This is a genomic window from Halosolutus sp. DAT137, assembly GCF_059736405.1.
This window is the reverse complement of the sequence record NZ_JCAQID010000001.1, coordinates 278,343-293,209: the sequence shown is the minus strand read 5'-3', so window position 1 is coordinate 293,209 and position 14,867 is coordinate 278,343. Positions and strand designations below refer to the sequence as shown.

The window sequence follows — 14,867 nt, the reverse complement described above, 5'->3', positions numbered from 1 at the left end:
TCGAACCGATCTACGCACCGGTTTAGAGTTTTGTCGAGCCGATCTTTAACGCTGGAGCGGGCTTATTTAGTGCTCCAGAGGCAATATAACGTAAGATCATGGCAACAACACAAGCGTCTCTCACAGACATCGATCGCGGGGGGTCATCGACCGCGGAAAACACTCAGATAGTTCTGTCATGGGGAGAATCAGAGTTCGGCGTGGCTCCCGAATCACCGCATCTGAGCATGCACCACATCAGTCTCGAAGAATCCCCCGAAGTAACAACAGCTATCAAGGACAAAGGCTCACCCGCTTATTTCGACACGAGCGGGCGGCAAGTTGTCCACGTGTTCGGCACGGATTTCGACGCCATCATTGACGACTTACAGTCAGTTATCACTGACCCGGAAACTGACTGCGAGATTATGATGATCGACGGATTCCGTGCGATCGGTAACACAGATCGAGAGATCCGGGCCCGACTCACCCAACTCCGAGAGGTCCTCGTACCACATGAGATCGACATAGGACTTATCGAGGCAGATCCGACCGGCAGCGAGATTTGGCGTGTAAGTCCAGGCAGTGATGAGTTCAATGCAATCGTCCGGACTCTCTCAATCTCGGATCGGGATGCTATTGTTAGGCAGCGCGAAGCAACGATAGCCGATGTGGCCCGGTGGGCTGGGCTGGAATACAATGGCGGACGGCCTGGACTGGGCTTCGAAGCGTGTGACGGCGACATCGTCCCCGGGCCGCGATACGAAGAGGTTTGCGCGTGCCTCGAACTGGTTGCCAAGGGAGAGATGAGCAAGAGGCAGGCCGCGAAGGCCCTCAATACGTCAAGCCGGACGATTTCTCGCTGCATCGAGGAACGACCGGAAAGGTACGGGTTACAGGCCTAAGCCCTACAGATCATCGAAGTATTCTCGTCGCAGTTCCATTTTGTCTCGCTCCGACCGGTAATCGTAGACATCGGACAGTGTTCGCTTCTGCACGTCTAGCCTATCCGATACGATTTCCGCTGGGATGTCGCTATCGAGATAATGCGTAATCGCACCCCTACGGAACGCGTGTGTCCCGCTCGAATCCGGGCACTTACTGGCTGTCATCCGGGATTCAACGGCTTCGCACGATTCCGGATCTCGGTCGTGCGGGCAATCACGCCCATACATGCACGGCCGAGTGACCCTGTAAGCGTAGCACCTGATAGTGTTCACTGTGATTCGCCCGTGTCGTGTTGTGATGAGGGCCTCTCGGCTGTGCTCATCGATACGGTCAAACCGGTGCTGGTCGATGTAGTCCCGCAGGATGTTGCATGTCCGGGTGCTGATTGCGATCGCTCGCTCTCCTTTGGCCTGGTTCTTCAACGGTGTCCCGGTCTCTGGCCTGTGCTTCACTTCGATGTACTCCGCACTCAGATGCACGTCGGTGTCGAGATCGACGCCTCGGAGTGTGCCGGCGCGACATCCAGTTTCCCAGAGAAGACGTATCACGACGTGTTCAACCGATGCGTACTCGTATTTCGACAGGTATGCAAGGATTTCACTGGCTGTTGATTCTTTGACGATGTCCTGTGTTGTTTTGGACCCGTTCAGCGATGGGGAGTTGATGCTTTCCGAGACGCCATCTCGGACTGCCTGCACCCCTTCACAGAAACGTATCCAGACTCTAAGGGTATCCAGGTTGCTTTTCAGGGTTGTCGTGTTGACTTGTTCTGATCGCCAGATTTTGAATCGCTGGATGTCTCTCCCGCCAATGTCGTTCATATCGTCGATTCCTGCTTCTTCATCGCACCATTCGATGAAACGCGTGATTCTGTATCGGTGGGATTGCAGGGTTTGTTCTGCGAGTTCCTGATGACGTGATTGTTCGTAGAGTTGCAGCGCTTCTTGTGGGGTCAGTGGTTCAAGATTGTCGTCTGTCGGTGATTCGGGCATAGTGATTGCTCCGGCTCTACATCCTGTGTGGACGGAGCGATCGGGCGTTTCGGGAGTGGGCCTGCCGGTGAGGCAATTAGAATCGAAGGATTGCCTTCGCATTCCCTGGAAGCCCGGGAGCGCAGGGGCGGCTTGCCGCCCCGAGCACCCCGGAACCGGGAAACCGATTGGAGCGTTGGATCCGCAGTGCTCGGAAGCCCGGCACCGCAGCGCCGAACGCAGTGAGGCGCGAGGAGCCCGGAACGTGGCAACCGTCCGGAGCGTGGGTCCTGCGCCGGCCCACTTTTCCCGCACCGCAATACGAGGAACGGAGTGACGAGTCTGCGGTGCGTGGAAAATGGAACCAAGCAGATTCGAGCAGGGAAGTCGCAGCGTCCGAGCGAAGCGAGGGCGATCGTCTTCCCGTGTTCGATATCTGCGCCGGCCCACCAGATAGCAGCCTGTCCTCCCGCAGTACCCGGAACTGAGCGATCGGTTCCGGAGTGTTTCGGCGTGGCGATCGCCACCAAGGCGCTCGAGGAATGGGCGAATTCGGGTACCAATCCGGCCGTTCCCGGTGGATGTGGGTGATCTGTCGAACCGCTTTGCGGTGGTGTCGAGAAGGGAGGAAGTCCGGCGCAATCGACTCACGCACCCAGCCACGCACTGACCCAATCGGCAACTGCCGACCCAACAGCCTCCGCAACCAGGTCGGGCGTCGCCGTAAGGTCCCAGACGACGGTCCCCGATCGGGTGACCGTCACCCATTCGACGATTCCCTGGCGATCGAGTTCGACGAGGAGGTCCTCGCAGACGCTCTCGTCGAGTCGGCAGTCGAGTGCGGACTCGATCGCGTCGACGAGCTGCGGCGTCGTTGCGACGAGTCGGGACTCCTCATCAGAACAGCGGGCGGAGGGGAGCACGGACGGTGACGGCGGAGCGGGCGGGCGATCGGGCATTGACGATCGATCGCTTTCGAGGCATCGAGTATCAACTTTTATGCCCGACGTCAGACGGATCAGTGTCAGCAGTCACCGCCGAACGGCGACCCGTCTTGGCCGATCGGCGCTACCTATGGACACGAATCCGTATCACCCCGCGATGGCGGCGAGCGTTACGGAAGTGCTGGGGCCAGGACGGCGACGAGTCCGAGGTAGACGAACAGCGCTGCAATCGTAACGGCGATCGCGACGACGAACGGGACGACGGTCCGGACCCGGGGGCGGGCGGTCTCGCCTGGGTGTCGCAGTACGCTCATCGGTCGAAGCTCACCTCGCGTCGCGTCCGGCGACGAGTTGTGTGTCGGTATCGCTTGGTTCGGTGCATAGCAACGACGCCAACGGGGACGGATATGAAAGTCAGTCAGACGATCGTCCGACGCGTACACGTCACCGGAATCATCAGGAGCCGCGATCGTCCCCCCGACCAGTCCCGTCGAAGCCGTCGCGGGTGATCCAAAACCGTTACTGCCGCCGAGGCCTTCCCTCGAGTAATGACAGACGGACTCGAGGCGGACGTCGAAGACGCGGCGGCCGTCGCACAGCGACGAGACGACCTGGCGGCGCGGGTCCGGACTCACGCGGGGCAGATGGCACGGGAGTTAGCCGTCTTGCAGGGCGGCGATTACGGACAGGAGACGTTCGACACCGACGGCGGCACGTGGACGCTCAAGTACGAGGCGGGCGACGTTCAGTACCTCCGATTCGACCCGAAATCGGGGGCCGAAACCTACGTCGTCTCGGGCAAACAGCCGCCCGAACCCGAGGCCCTCGAAACCGCGATGGCCGACTACGACGCGTTCGTCGCCGCGTTCAACGAACACATCAGGTCGTTCGACGGAGTGCTCGAGTCGGCACCGGAGGAGTTTCCCGCGATCGAGTCGACGGCGGAACTGGTCGCCGAGCGCGATCGGACCGTCGAGCGGATTCGCGACGTTGCAAACGCGATGGCCTGCGAGTTACACCGCTACGAGGGTTAGTACGGGACCTACGCGACGACGGTGTCGGGTCAGCGCTGGGAGCTAAAATGGGACGGGGACGCGGCCTCCTATCTGCGGGTCGGGGGGAGTGATGGCACCTATTTGCTCTCACAGTACGGGCCGGCCTCGGCCTCGGAAATCCGGCGGCTCGCGGTTGACGTGCCGGGGTTCGTCGACGCGTTCAACGATCACGTCGACGGTCTCGAGGCCGATCTGTCGACGGTCTCGTTCGACGAGTGCTGACAGCGGCGTTCGCTCCGGGCGTCGTGACTTCCGGAACCGGTGAGGCGAGCGGCGAGAGAAGTGGTCGCCAGAAGTTAGACGTCGACGTACTGGTCGACCCACTCCTGGCGCTGTTGTAATTCACGTCGGCCTTTCGGCGTCAGCGCGTAGTAGTTCGTCCGACGATCGAGTTGGCCTTTTTCGACGAGTTCTTTGTCGACCAGCGTGTCGAGATTCGGATACAGCCGGCCGTGTGTGACCGGCTGGTCGATATAGTGGTTGATATCGTCCAGAATCTTCTGGCCGGACGGTCGATCTTTCCCTGCAATCACGTATAGCAAGTCTCGCTGGAATCCAGTTAACTGATCCATGGATCACCCTCTGAAAACGAACGTTCACCGATCTGTGGCTTTGTTATAGAGATGGTACAGATCCCGGTGCAGCGAGAACGCACCACGTAGAAGGGGTTCGGTCCCACCCGCGCTCCGCGTCGGTGGCGGCGGTGTCGTGACGCGACGCTTTTTGCAACGACCGCCGTACCGGCCGGTATGTCGAACGATTCACTCGCTTGGGAAACGCTCGATCGGCGGGTAGCCTACACCTGTCCCGGCTTCGACGTGGTTAACGAGTCCGTTCGCTTGCCCGGCGGCACCGAAACCGACTTCGATTACCTCTCGGAACCGGCGAGCGTCTGCATCCTGCCGTTCACGCCCGACGGCGACGTCGTCTGTATCGAGGAGTGGCGACAGGCGGTCGATCGCATCAATTACGGCCTTCCCGTCGGCGGGACGGAACCCGACGACGACGATCTCGAGACCGCCGCCCGCCGCGAACTTCTAGAGGAGACCGGCTACGAGGCCGATCGACTCGAGTCACTCGTTACGGTCGAGCCGGCAAACGGGATCGCCAACGCCGTCTTACACTTTTTTGTCGCTCGCGGCTGTCGACCGACCGCCGAACAGCGACTCGATCACAACGAGAGTATTCGAGTGTCACCGACGCCGTTCGAGGACCTTCTCGAGGCTGTCAGAGCGGACGAGGTTCGCGACGGTCGAGCGGTACTGGCCGTCTCCTACTATCGACTGTTCGAAGACGAGAGTTGACATCCTCCCCGCGCTGAAGCGCGAGGATTCCCGAGCGTTGGGATATGACGTCCGCGATCGCCTCTCGACACGAGAATTCGGATAGCAAAAAAGCGTCCCGGCCCCCGGACACCCCGCATTCCTCCCCTCACCGATGGAACCTCGCCGCGAGGGCGACCAGTGCATTCAAGCCGGAACCGGAAAATAGACGGACGAACCCATGAGCGAATACGCTGCGTGGACGATCGAACCCGATGTCAACCGGTGGTCCAGGTGAACCCGACGGACCCCGATCTGTCGGGCGAGGTCGCGATCGTCACCGGCGGAACCAGGGGGATCGGATTGGCTATTTCGACCGAACTCGCGGCCGCCGGGGCCGACGTGGTTCCGGCCTCTCGGACGGACGACGACGTCGAAGCGGCCGTCACAGCCGTCGAAGACCGCGGCGGCGAGTCGATCGCCGTCCCGACTGACGTCACCGAAGACGACGATCTCAGGCGACTGATCGAGCGCACACACGACGAACTCGGCGGGCCGACTATCGTCGTCAACAACGCCGGTATCAACCCGCAATCGGCACTCGGCAAGCCCGAGTCGGTCTCACCCGACGCCTTCGATACCGTATTCGACGTCAATCTCAGGGGCGCGTTCCGGTGTACCCAACTGGCCGCGCCGTCCCTCGAAGCCGCCGACAACGGAGCCGTCGTCAACGTCGCGAGCGTCGGCGGCGTCGTCGGGCTGCCGCGCCAGCACCCCTACGTCGGCGCGAAACACGGCCTTGTCGGCATCACGCGAAGCATGGCCATCGACTGGGCACCCGACGTTCGGGTAAACGCGATCGCCCCCGGTTACGTCGCGACGGAACTCACCGAGGAGGTTCGATCGTCCGACGAACTGCGACGATCGATCGAGGAGCGAACCCCCCTCGACCGGTTCGCGACGCCCGAAGAGATCGCCGCGCCCGTCGTCTTCCTCGCGAGCGAGGCGGCCTCGTTCGTCACGGGGGCGTGTCTCGCCGTCGACGGCGGCTGGACGACGCAGTAGGCGACCGACTCGTCGATCACACTCGACCGAATCCACCGACGGTATCAAAACCGTCAAGACTTACGTCAGACCTGCCAACTGACGGTCTATGCGCGACTGTTTCGAAGTTCAAGACACCGATGCCGGCGGGCGGATCGGACACCTCACCGTCCCCCGCGCCGGCCTCACCGTCGAAACACCCGCTCTCCTGCCGGTGATCAACCCCAACTTGGATACGATCAGTCCCCGGCGACTCGCCGCGGAGTTCGGCGCCGAGATTCTCATTACGAACTCGTATATCATCTATGGAACCGACGACGTCCGCGAGCAAGCCCTCGAGAACGGACTCCACGACCTGCTCGATTTTCCCGGCGCGATCATGACTGACTCCGGCTCGTTCCAGCTCTCGGAATACGGCGAGATCGACGTCACTACGGAGGAAATCCTCGAGTTCCAGCACGCGATCGGCTCGGACATCGGAACGCCGGTCGACATTCCGACGCCGCCGGACGTCTCCCGCGAGCAGGCCGAACGGGAACTCGCGACCACGCAGGAACGCCTCGAACTCGCGGAGACGGTCGAGACGGGCGACATGCTGGTCAACGCACCCGTTCAGGGGTCGACCTACCCAGACCTTCGGGAAGCGGCCGGCCGCCACGCCGACGAAACCGACCTCGACGTCTTCCCTGTCGGTGCGGTCGTCCCGCTGATGAACGAGTATCGCTACGACGACATGGTCGACGTCGTCGCCGGGGCCAAGCGCGGCCTCGGCGCGGACGCGCCGGTTCACCTCTTCGGCGCTGGCCACCCGATGATGTTCGCCCTCGCCGTCGCGATGGGCTGTGATCTCTTCGACTCCGCCGCCTACGCCCTCTACGCCCGCGACGATCGGTATCTCACCGTCCGCGGCACGCGCCACCTCGCGGACATCGAGTATCTCCCCTGCTCCTGTCCGGTCTGTCTCGAACACACCCCCGACGAGCTTCGAGCGCTTCCCGACGACGAGCGCGAGTCGGAACTGGCCGCACACAACCTCCACGTCACCTTCGCGGAAATCCGCCGGATCAAACAGGCCATCCGTGCCGGCAACCTCCTCGAACTGGTCGACGAGCGCGCTCGCAGCCATCCGACTATGCTGGAGGGGTACCGGACGCTGCTCGACCACGCCGACCAGCTCGAACGCACCGATCCCGTCTCGAAAGGATCGTTCTTCTACACCTCTCACGAGAGCGCTCGCCGCCCCGAAGTGCTCCGTCACCACCAGCGCCTCGAGCGACTTTCCGTCCCCGACTCGCTGTTGCTCACGGAGGGGAACGCCCCCGGAGACGGCGACTTCGACGACGCCTGGCGCGTCAAACCGCCATTCGGCCCGTTCCCCCGCGCGCTCTCGAAGAGCTACCCGCTCACGGGCGAAGTACCCGACAAGGCCGATCGATCGGCGCTCGAAGCCGCAGCCGACGGCGTCGCGCGACTGGCCGAATCGAATCCCAGCACCGAGATCACGCTCGCCCATCGCGGCTGGCCGGCGGGCGTGCTCGATCTGGTTCCGGATGACGTCGCGTTGAGTGAGTTGTGAGAGAGTTGATGCGGATCGAACCATCTCCTTCTCGGATGGATACGGGAGCAACGTCACTCCCGCTATCGGTCGAGATGGTCGAGATCACCGCGGCGTTCACGCTGCATGATCTCGCCAGCGAATCGTCGGAGCGTATCAACGAGTTCCGCCTCCGTTTCGTACGTCTCGACTCGCAGATCCCACCGCATTCTCGCTGATCGAATCATCGCACTCGTCACGTCGTTTTCGTGAACGAAAACCAACCGATCGTCGTGCGTTTCTCCGAGGGTTTCGAGGATGCTTCCGGCTTCTTCGCCGACGCCGAAATTGTGTCCGAGAAATGGGACGATGAATGCGGTCGCGTTACTGCATCGTGTATAATCGATGCTCTGGGTTACCGCATCGACATCATCTGTGTCCACGTCGACATCGAGAGCTAAAAATGCGTTCACCCCTGGATCGGTCCGGAGTTCTCCTTGAATACGTCGCAAGAGCGCCTGTGCCGCGTTGATATCGTCTTCGTTCTGGAAGAGTCTACGCAAGGGTCCGGGGAGATCGTCGACATCGATCGATCGGCGCTCCTCTTCGCTGAGCACGTAGTTGAGATTGAACGACTTGTACGGTCCCATCAAATAGAGCAGGAAGCGGTCGTACGTCACGCTTCCCAGTCGGTGGGCGATCAGGTCTCGTGTGATCTGCGTTGACACGGGTTCCCTTTTCGAGCAAGGTTTTATAAAGACTGGAGTTTTCGAGAAAGTTCGGCTCAACAACGACTAAGAGTTTTCCACGCGTCTGTTACCACACGATGGCCACGAACCCAACGCGTGCAACCGGCGGGAAAAGCCCGGACGACCCGGAAGACTTGCTTCCGGAAGACAGCGTCCTGAGTCTCGACGAGTATCTCGAGATGCACGCCACTATCGGCCACCGTACCCGGTACGAAATCCTCTACCGGCTCGTCCACGGCGAGGCGATGAGTCCGAAGGAGCTCGAGGAGGCGATCGATATCGATGACAGCACCCTCCACTACCATCTCAACAAGCTTCTCGACGTTGGACTCATCGAAAAGCGCCAACGTACGGAGCGAGGGCAAGACGGGCTGTACACGTATTACCGGGCAACCGTCTTCGGCGAGGTCACACTTACCAGCGGCGTCGACGAACTGATCCGCGGTGAGCGCGAATTCAGTGCGCTATACGACAGTTCGGTCTCGGAAAGCGAGTAGACACCGATCGAACCCAGAACAACAAAGAGGGGAGGGCTACCCACTCCCTGTATGATCGGAACAGGGTCGCTCGTCCTCGGAACGCTCACGATCGTCTTATTTGCGTCGTGGGTCCTCAAGCGGGCACTCGGAGATACCGACGGAGACCAACGGGAATCCTGGGAGCGACACAAGGAGGCCCAGAACCGAGTGCCGCCCGTCGAGATCGGTGACGTCGAAACGGTCGCGATCGAGGAGTTCACCACCCACCATTCCGGCGAGCGCCAGGCCGTCTGCAAGGTCGAGGGATTCGTCCTCTTCGTCGAGGATCTTCCCGGTGGACTCACAGAGACCGACGTAATTCGGGTCAAGGTACTCTCGTTCAACCGCGGCCACACCTCCGCGACCGCGACGTTTCTCGATCGAGCCTGACCGCGTGATTACCGGCGACGCCATCCTCGAGGTACACGGCGGTATTTTGCGTTCGCGTGCCGGACTGGACGGTATGCAACGACTGTTCCTCGTACTCATCGCCGCCGTCGAAATCGCCGTTCCCGATCGCATCGTCGCCGCCGGCGAGCGACTCGCGTTCGAGAACCCCGAAACGGCACGGCTGCGCCGCTGGACGCTCCCGATGGCCCGAGCCGAAGGGGTGGTCGGCCTCTGGCTCGCCTGGAACTGGGAGACCGCCTGGCCGGGCCTGCGCCCCCTCTTTGCAACGGTCGGACTGCCAGCGCTACTCCGTCCGGACGCGGTTCTCGACGCTGCGCTCGGTGTCGCCTACGAAAACTCCGACTCGATCGCGCTGAAGCCGTGGGTCCGTCCCGCGACCCGGTTGCTCGGCCTCCTGTACGTCCTCGTCGCGGTCTGGCCGCGAACGGCGCGGTCTGGAGACGATAGTATCGAGTAGCCCGCGTTCATCCGGCTCGACTCGCAAGCGCGGGTCACGTGGTTGGCGGTCGCGGCAGCGATCGACGGCGTGAGATCGATCGCAGTGACTATCGACAGCCTCTTTCGCACGCCCCAGTCATATCCGGTATGACCGAGTACTTCGAGGTACACGCACGCGACGGGGCCGCGCGCGTCGGTGAACTCCGCCTCGAGTCGCCCCGGACGACGCCCGCGCTCGTCGACGACCTGCTCGAGGACGCGGGCTCGCTCTGGGCGGCCGACCGGGAGGTTCCCGACGGCGACGAGTCGAGCCTCACCGTTCTCCCGCACCGATCGTTTCCCGGCGGCACCGCCCCGGAAGTACAGGAATCGTTTGCCGTCGACTATCCGGATGTCGACTACCCGAGCGTCGCCGTCGTCTCGAGCCAGAGGGCCAGCGAGGAGGGAACCGACGCCTACGCGCTCTCGAACATCCAGTCGGTGATGGGCCACGGCGCAGCGCTCGTCGAGACCGTCGTATCCGTTCGCGAGGCGGTTCCGACCGACACCGCTCTCCTGTTCTCCGGCGTCGCCACACCCCGGAACGTCGCTCTGCTCGCCTACGCCGGCGTCGACCTGTTCGACGAGACCGCAGCCGTCGTGAAGGGGACCGAAGGCCGGTATCTGACGACCGACGAGGCCTACTTTCTCGAAGATCTCGAGGAACTCCCGTGTGCCTGTCCGGCCTGCCAACAGCCCCGCGAGGAGTTCACCCGCGAAGACTGCGCCGAGCACAACGTCAACGCCCTTCGCGCCGAACTCGGCATCGTCCGCCGACGGATTCGGGACGGCCGCCTCCGGGACTATCTCGAGGGCCAGGCCCGCCACGACCAGTGGCTCACCGCCGCCATACGTGAACTCGATTCCCAGTGGAGCTACCTCGAAGAACGAACGCCCATCCTCCGGGACGCCCAGATCAACGCCGCAACCGAAGACACCCTCCGACGGGTCGAGATTCAGCGCTTTGCCGATCGCGTCACGACGCGCTACCGGAACCGGTTCAAGAACCCGCTCGTGCTGGTGCCGTGTTCGGCGGCCAAACCCTACAGCGAGTCCCAGAGCCACCGCCAGTTCCACGACGCCGTCCAGTGGCGCGCCCACCTCGTCTCGATGACCAGTCCGATCGGCGTCGTCCCGCAGGAACTCGAGACGACCTACCCGGCCCAGCACTACGACACCGTCGTCACGGGCCGGTGGTCCGAAGACGAGAAAGGGTTCGTCAGCGAGGTTCTCCAGCGCTATCTCGAACGCAACGAGTACCCCGAAATCATCGCCCACGTTCCCGAGGAGGGCTACCGCGACATCGTGTCCCGCGTCGAGAAACAACTCGATCTGGAGATTACGTACACCGTCGACGAGCACCCGACCGACGACCAGTCGCTCGCGAACCTTGCCGAGGCGCTGTCGGGCGAACTCAAGTACTCGAAACGCGAGCGAGAACACAACACCGTCCGCGCGATCGCGGACTACCTGCTCGGTGACGGTGCGGGCGACGAGGTCTTCGCGGACATCCAGACCACGAGTCGCTACCCGAAGATCCAGGTGCGCGATCGTGGCCGCGACTCCGAATCGGACGGCGACGAAGAGGACACCCAACTCGCGACGATGGTTCCCCAGTACGGCACCCTCTCGTTTACGCTCGAGGGCGCAAAGCGGTGGGTCGCGAGCGACGCGCCGACGAAACGGGTCGCGATCGACGGCTTCGTTCCCCACGGCAGCGTCCTCGCGCCGGGGGTCGTCGACGCCGACGAGGAGATCCGCGTCGGTGACGAGGTCGTCGTCGAGGGACCCAAGGCGTTCGGCGTCGGCCGCGCCGAGATGTTCGGCCGCGAGATGGCAGAAAGTACGCGCGGGGTCGCCTGCGAGATTCGCCACGTCGAAGAAAAATAATCTTTCAGGGACTGTTCCGTTCTCCAGTCAGGATTCGTCGCCGGCGTAGTAGACTCGCGCTTCCCACGGGCGCAGGCGGAGATCGCCCGCGGCGAGTTCCTGGTTCGCATCGTTCGGCGCGTCGTCGCCCGTCTCGTCGCCCCGATCGGCGTCGTAGTTTCCGATGAGCAGGCTCCCCTCCGTACTTGCGAGCTCGTCTGGAAGGCCGACGGCGACCTCGCTGTCGGTGAAGTTCAACGCCACGAGCAGTCGCCGTTCCCCCGCGTCCGTCTCCAGCGTTCGGGTGTACGCCCAAACGGTATCGTCCTCGGGGAACAGCGGCTCGTAGTCGCCGTACACGAGGACGTCGTACTCCTCTCGGAGCGCGATCAGGTCGCGGTAGTAGTGCCAGACGGAATCCTCGTCTGCGCGCTCGGTTTCGACGTTGATCTCGTCGTGATTGGGGGTGATCCCGATCCACGGCTCGCCGTCGGTAAAGCCCGCGCTCTCGTCGGCCGACCACTGCATCGGCGTCCGCGCGTTGTCGCGGCTGTTCGATCGAACCGCCTCCCGAACCGCGTCGAACGAGTCGATCTCGCCGTCTGCGATCGCGTTCTGAATCGGGTTGAGCGTGTCCACGTCGCGAAAGTCCTCGAGCGACTCGAACGGGTAGTTCGTCATGCCGAGTTCCTCCCCCTGGTAGACGTACGGCGTTCCGCGGAGGGTGTGGAGTAACGTGGCGAGCAGTTGTGCCGACTCGCGGCGGTACTCGCCGTCGTCGCCAAAGCGCGAGACCAGCCGGGGCTGGTCGTGATTGTTGAGATACAGTGAGTTCCACCCCTCCGTCTCGAGACCGCTGTCCCAGCGGTTGAAGACGGCTTTCAGGTCCGACAGCGACCAGTCGTCGCGTTCCCAGACCGCATCGCCGCGATCGAGCAGCATGTGCTCGAAGTGAAAGAGCATCGAGAGTCCGCCCTCCTCGGGGTCGAGATACCGCCGCGCGTCGTCCATCGGGAGTTCCGGGCCGAGCATCTCCCCGACCGTGAGGTGGTCGCGATCGAGGACGCGGTCGTTCATCTCCGCGAGGAACTCGTGGACGCGCGGGCCGTTCGTCGGTCCCGTCATCGCGCCGTTGAACTGGTCGTCGGGATCGTTCGGAAGCCCCTCGGGTTTCGAGATGAGGTTGATGACGTCCATCCGGAAGCCGTCGATGCCCTTTTCGAACCACCACTCCATCATCTCGAAGACGGCCTCGCGCACGTCGGGGTTCCGCCAGTTCAGATCCGGCTGCGTGCGATCGAAGAGGTGGAGGTACCACTCCCCGCGCTCGTCGTCGTACCCCCACGCGGGGCCGCCGAAGTACGATCGCCAGGCGTTCGGCGGTGCCTCGCCGTCGGGACCTTCGTCTGCGTCCCAGTCGACCGCCTCAGCGTCGCGACCCTCGCGCCACCAGTAGAAGTCCGCGTACTCGTCGTCGCCAGCTCTCGATCGCTGGAACCACTCGTGTTCGTTCGAGGTGTGGTTGACCACGAGGTCCATGATGAGTTTGATGTCGCGATCGTGCAGCGCCGCGAGCAGGTCCTCCAGATCGGCCATCGTCCCGAACTCGTCCATGATCGACCGGTAATCGCGAATGTCGTAGCCGTTGTCGTGATTCGGGGAGTCGTAGACGGGGCAGAGCCAGACGACGTCGACGCCGAGGGAATCGAGGTACTCGACTCGCTCGATGATCCCCGGAATGTCGCCCACGCCGTCACCGTCGCTGTCGTTGAAGCTTCGCGGATAGATCTGGTAGACGACTGCCTCCTTCCACCACCGGCGATCGACGCGTTCCGGGAGCGTCGAGTCCGTCTCGTTCATGGATCAGCAGTTGGCATAATGGAATAAACAGCTATCCATTTTCTCGTCACGACTCGTCGACAGTCGCACACAGACTGAGTCCGTTTTTGACGGCCCTCCGACCGTCAGTCCTGGCGGACACGGAACATATCGGCTCGCTCACGGACCGGTCCGACGGCGAGACAGACAGAGAACCCGTAACACAGCGTTATCTACGCACGCGGCGTACCTGTGTCTGGAGATTCATATGAACGAAATGACAGCAAACGGCAGTGAGATCGAGGAATACTCGCTCGAGCGCGGCTGGCGGACCCTCGCGATCGCCGGCGGCATCGTCGGGCTACTCGGTCTCCTCGCGATCGTGCTCCCGTTCGTCGCGGGCATCTCGATCGCGATCGGACTCGGGGCGCTGCTCGTGGTAAGCGGCGTCGTCCACGCGGCCCACGCGTTCTCTGCGCGCGGCTGGAAAGGGACGCTCTGGCAGGTCGTCCTCGCCGCCGTCACGGTGGTCGCCGGCCTCGCTCTGCTCGTGAATCCGGCGCTCGGACTCGTGAGCCTGACGATCCTGCTGGTCGCGTACCTGCTGGTCGACAGCGTCGTCGAACTGTGGATGGCGATGAGAATGGCCGGCGAGCCTGGACGGCTCTCCGTCGCCGCGAGCGGGGTGCTGTCGCTGGTCCTCGCCGGCCTCCTCTGGGCCGGCTTCCCGGCGTCGGCGGCCTGGGCGATCGGACTGGTGGTCGGCATCAGCCTCCTGATGACCGGCATCTCGATGGCGGTCGTCGCCTACGCCGGCCGTCCCGTCGACGACGCGGGCCAGCCCGCGACGCGGCCGCGCGGAGCCTGAATTACGATTTTTTGCGCCGCTCAGTGTCCGCTACGGGCTGTACGTCGGAGACTGCGCCTCGCTCGTCTCGGAGACGTTGTCGAGTTCCTCGCCGATCGTCGCCGGGTCCTCGCTCATGATCTCCTCGGCGATGACGGTCGAGACGTCCTCGTGCCGGTGGATCGCGAGTGCGGCGTCGCGATCGGTTACCATCCCGATCGGGCTGTCGTCTTCCGTGATGACGACCGCGCCGACGCCTTCCTCCTCGAACAGTTCCGTCAGCACCGACAGTTCGGCGTCTCTACTGGCTGTCACGACGTCTTTCGGGCCGAGTTCACTCACGGACATGGGCGTCCGTCCCTCCCACTCGGGGAGCCATCAAGGCAGGCCTTCCACTGACGGTGCGGTCCAGACCGGGATCGACGCGACGTCGATCGAACG

The 14,867-nt window shown here is 62.9% G+C and carries 16 protein-coding genes and 1 pseudogene; 10 read left to right on the top strand and 7 right to left on the bottom strand.

Features of this window, described 5'->3' with window-relative positions:
• Positions 1-98 precede the first annotated feature (98 nt).
• Positions 99-884: a hypothetical protein gene (locus AC6I6L_RS01450; RefSeq protein WP_497915937.1), complete on the top strand. Its 786-nt coding sequence runs from the start codon at positions 99-101 to the stop codon at positions 882-884.
• A gap of 3 nt (positions 885-887) precedes the next feature.
• Here the strand turns inward: AC6I6L_RS01450 and AC6I6L_RS01445 are convergent, their stop codons facing one another.
• The 3 genes from AC6I6L_RS01445 to AC6I6L_RS01435 all read right to left on the bottom strand — a co-directional run bounded on the left by AC6I6L_RS01445 (position 888) and on the right by AC6I6L_RS01435 (position 3,156).
• Positions 888-1,919, bottom strand: a complete 1,032-nt coding sequence (locus tag AC6I6L_RS01445; protein ID WP_497915936.1) for a tyrosine-type recombinase/integrase — start codon at positions 1,917-1,919, stop codon at positions 888-890.
• 626 nt (positions 1,920-2,545) lie between these two features.
• Positions 2,546-2,857, bottom strand: coding sequence for a hypothetical protein (locus AC6I6L_RS01440; protein WP_497915935.1), 312 nt, complete (start codon positions 2,855-2,857; stop codon positions 2,546-2,548).
• 155 nt (positions 2,858-3,012) lie between these two features.
• The gene (locus AC6I6L_RS01435) at positions 3,013-3,156 is read right to left on the bottom strand and encodes a hypothetical protein (protein WP_497915934.1); all 144 of its coding nucleotides are present in this window, start codon (positions 3,154-3,156) and stop codon (positions 3,013-3,015) included.
• A 234-nt stretch (positions 3,157-3,390) separates the two neighbouring features.
• On the opposite strand from AC6I6L_RS01435, the pseudogene AC6I6L_RS01430 reads away from it, so the two are divergent.
• Positions 3,391-4,119, top strand: a pseudogene (locus tag AC6I6L_RS01430) (profilin-fold protein).
• 74 nt (positions 4,120-4,193) lie between these two features.
• On the opposite strand, the gene AC6I6L_RS01425 reads toward AC6I6L_RS01430, so the two are convergent.
• Positions 4,194-4,469, bottom strand: coding sequence for a PadR family transcriptional regulator (locus AC6I6L_RS01425; protein WP_497915933.1), 276 nt, complete (start codon positions 4,467-4,469; stop codon positions 4,194-4,196).
• Between the two features lie 177 nt (positions 4,470-4,646).
• Between AC6I6L_RS01425 and AC6I6L_RS01420 the strand changes: the two genes are divergently transcribed.
• From AC6I6L_RS01420 to tgtA, 3 genes are all read left to right on the top strand, one after another.
• Complete coding sequence (locus tag AC6I6L_RS01420) at positions 4,647-5,201, top strand: NUDIX hydrolase (RefSeq protein ID WP_497915932.1); 555 nt, start codon at positions 4,647-4,649, stop codon at positions 5,199-5,201.
• 252 nt (positions 5,202-5,453) lie between these two features.
• A complete protein-coding gene (locus tag AC6I6L_RS01415) occupies positions 5,454-6,224 on the top strand; it encodes an SDR family NAD(P)-dependent oxidoreductase (RefSeq protein WP_497915931.1) in 771 nt (256 codons plus the stop codon).
• An 88-nt stretch (positions 6,225-6,312) separates the two neighbouring features.
• Positions 6,313-7,779 carry a tRNA guanosine(15) transglycosylase TgtA gene (gene tgtA, locus AC6I6L_RS01410; RefSeq protein ID WP_497915930.1) on the top strand — a complete coding sequence of 489 codons (1,467 nt, stop codon included), beginning with the start codon at positions 6,313-6,315 and terminating at the stop codon, positions 7,777-7,779.
• Positions 7,780-7,841: 62 nt separating this feature from the next.
• Here the strand turns inward: tgtA and AC6I6L_RS01405 are convergent, their stop codons facing one another.
• Positions 7,842-8,465, bottom strand: a complete 624-nt coding sequence (locus AC6I6L_RS01405) for a DUF7509 family protein (protein WP_497915929.1) — start codon at positions 8,463-8,465, stop codon at positions 7,842-7,844.
• A gap of 98 nt (positions 8,466-8,563) precedes the next feature.
• Here AC6I6L_RS01405 and AC6I6L_RS01400 point away from each other — a divergent pair, with 98 nt between their 5' ends.
• The 4 genes from AC6I6L_RS01400 to arcS all read left to right on the top strand — a co-directional run bounded on the left by AC6I6L_RS01400 (position 8,564) and on the right by arcS (position 11,782).
• A complete protein-coding gene (locus tag AC6I6L_RS01400; RefSeq protein WP_497915928.1) occupies positions 8,564-8,983 on the top strand; it encodes an ArsR/SmtB family transcription factor in 420 nt (139 codons plus the stop codon).
• Positions 8,984-9,034: 51 nt separating this feature from the next.
• Positions 9,035-9,394 carry a TRAM domain-containing protein gene (locus tag AC6I6L_RS01395; protein ID WP_497915927.1) on the top strand — a complete coding sequence of 120 codons (360 nt, stop codon included), beginning with the start codon at positions 9,035-9,037 and terminating at the stop codon, positions 9,392-9,394.
• A 73-nt stretch (positions 9,395-9,467) separates the two neighbouring features.
• Positions 9,468-9,872 (top strand): hypothetical protein, encoded by a 405-nt coding sequence (locus AC6I6L_RS01390; protein ID WP_497915926.1) that lies wholly within the window; start codon positions 9,468-9,470, stop codon positions 9,870-9,872.
• A 128-nt stretch (positions 9,873-10,000) separates the two neighbouring features.
• The gene (gene arcS, locus AC6I6L_RS01385) at positions 10,001-11,782 is read left to right on the top strand and encodes an archaeosine synthase subunit alpha (RefSeq protein WP_497915925.1); all 1,782 of its coding nucleotides are present in this window, start codon (positions 10,001-10,003) and stop codon (positions 11,780-11,782) included.
• Positions 11,783-11,809: 27 nt separating this feature from the next.
• On the opposite strand, the gene AC6I6L_RS01380 is transcribed toward arcS, so the two are convergent.
• Positions 11,810-13,621: a glycoside hydrolase family 13 protein gene (locus AC6I6L_RS01380; RefSeq protein WP_497915924.1), complete on the bottom strand. Its 1,812-nt coding sequence runs from the start codon at positions 13,619-13,621 to the stop codon at positions 11,810-11,812.
• Positions 13,622-13,847: 226 nt separating this feature from the next.
• Between AC6I6L_RS01380 and AC6I6L_RS01375 the strand changes: the two genes are divergently transcribed.
• Positions 13,848-14,447, top strand: coding sequence for an HdeD family acid-resistance protein (locus AC6I6L_RS01375; protein ID WP_497915923.1), 600 nt, complete (start codon positions 13,848-13,850; stop codon positions 14,445-14,447).
• 30 nt (positions 14,448-14,477) lie between these two features.
• Here AC6I6L_RS01375 and AC6I6L_RS01370 read toward each other — a convergent pair whose 3' ends face one another.
• A complete protein-coding gene (locus AC6I6L_RS01370) occupies positions 14,478-14,774 on the bottom strand; it encodes a CBS domain-containing protein (protein WP_497915922.1) in 297 nt (98 codons plus the stop codon).
• Between the last annotated feature and the right edge of the window lie 93 nt (positions 14,775-14,867).

What these genes read in the sequence shown, in the direction of transcription:
- AC6I6L_RS01450 (WP_497915937.1), top strand. Translation starts at nt 99, where the DNA reads ATGGCAACAACACAAGCGTCTCTCACAGACATCGATCGCGGGGGGTCA.
- AC6I6L_RS01425 (WP_497915933.1), bottom strand. Translation starts at nt 4,469, where the DNA reads ATGGATCAGTTAACTGGATTCCAGCGAGACTTGCTATACGTGATTGCA.
- AC6I6L_RS01390 (WP_497915926.1), top strand. Translation starts at nt 9,468, where the DNA reads ATGCAACGACTGTTCCTCGTACTCATCGCCGCCGTCGAAATCGCCGTT.
- arcS (WP_497915925.1), top strand. Translation starts at nt 10,001, where the DNA reads ATGACCGAGTACTTCGAGGTACACGCACGCGACGGGGCCGCGCGCGTC.
- tgtA (WP_497915930.1), top strand. Translation starts at nt 6,313, where the DNA reads ATGCGCGACTGTTTCGAAGTTCAAGACACCGATGCCGGCGGGCGGATC.
- AC6I6L_RS01370 (WP_497915922.1), bottom strand. Translation starts at nt 14,774, where the DNA reads ATGTCCGTGAGTGAACTCGGCCCGAAAGACGTCGTGACAGCCAGTAGA.
- AC6I6L_RS01435 (WP_497915934.1), bottom strand. Translation starts at nt 3,156, where the DNA reads ATGAGCGTACTGCGACACCCAGGCGAGACCGCCCGCCCCCGGGTCCGG.
- AC6I6L_RS01395 (WP_497915927.1), top strand. Translation starts at nt 9,035, where the DNA reads ATGATCGGAACAGGGTCGCTCGTCCTCGGAACGCTCACGATCGTCTTA.
- AC6I6L_RS01440 (WP_497915935.1), bottom strand. Translation starts at nt 2,857, where the DNA reads ATGCCCGATCGCCCGCCCGCTCCGCCGTCACCGTCCGTGCTCCCCTCC.
- AC6I6L_RS01380 (WP_497915924.1), bottom strand. Translation starts at nt 13,621, where the DNA reads ATGAACGAGACGGACTCGACGCTCCCGGAACGCGTCGATCGCCGGTGG.
- AC6I6L_RS01375 (WP_497915923.1), top strand. Translation starts at nt 13,848, where the DNA reads ATGAACGAAATGACAGCAAACGGCAGTGAGATCGAGGAATACTCGCTC.
- AC6I6L_RS01420 (WP_497915932.1), top strand. Translation starts at nt 4,647, where the DNA reads ATGTCGAACGATTCACTCGCTTGGGAAACGCTCGATCGGCGGGTAGCC.
- AC6I6L_RS01400 (WP_497915928.1), top strand. Translation starts at nt 8,564, where the DNA reads ATGGCCACGAACCCAACGCGTGCAACCGGCGGGAAAAGCCCGGACGAC.
- AC6I6L_RS01445 (WP_497915936.1), bottom strand. Translation starts at nt 1,919, where the DNA reads ATGCCCGAATCACCGACAGACGACAATCTTGAACCACTGACCCCACAA.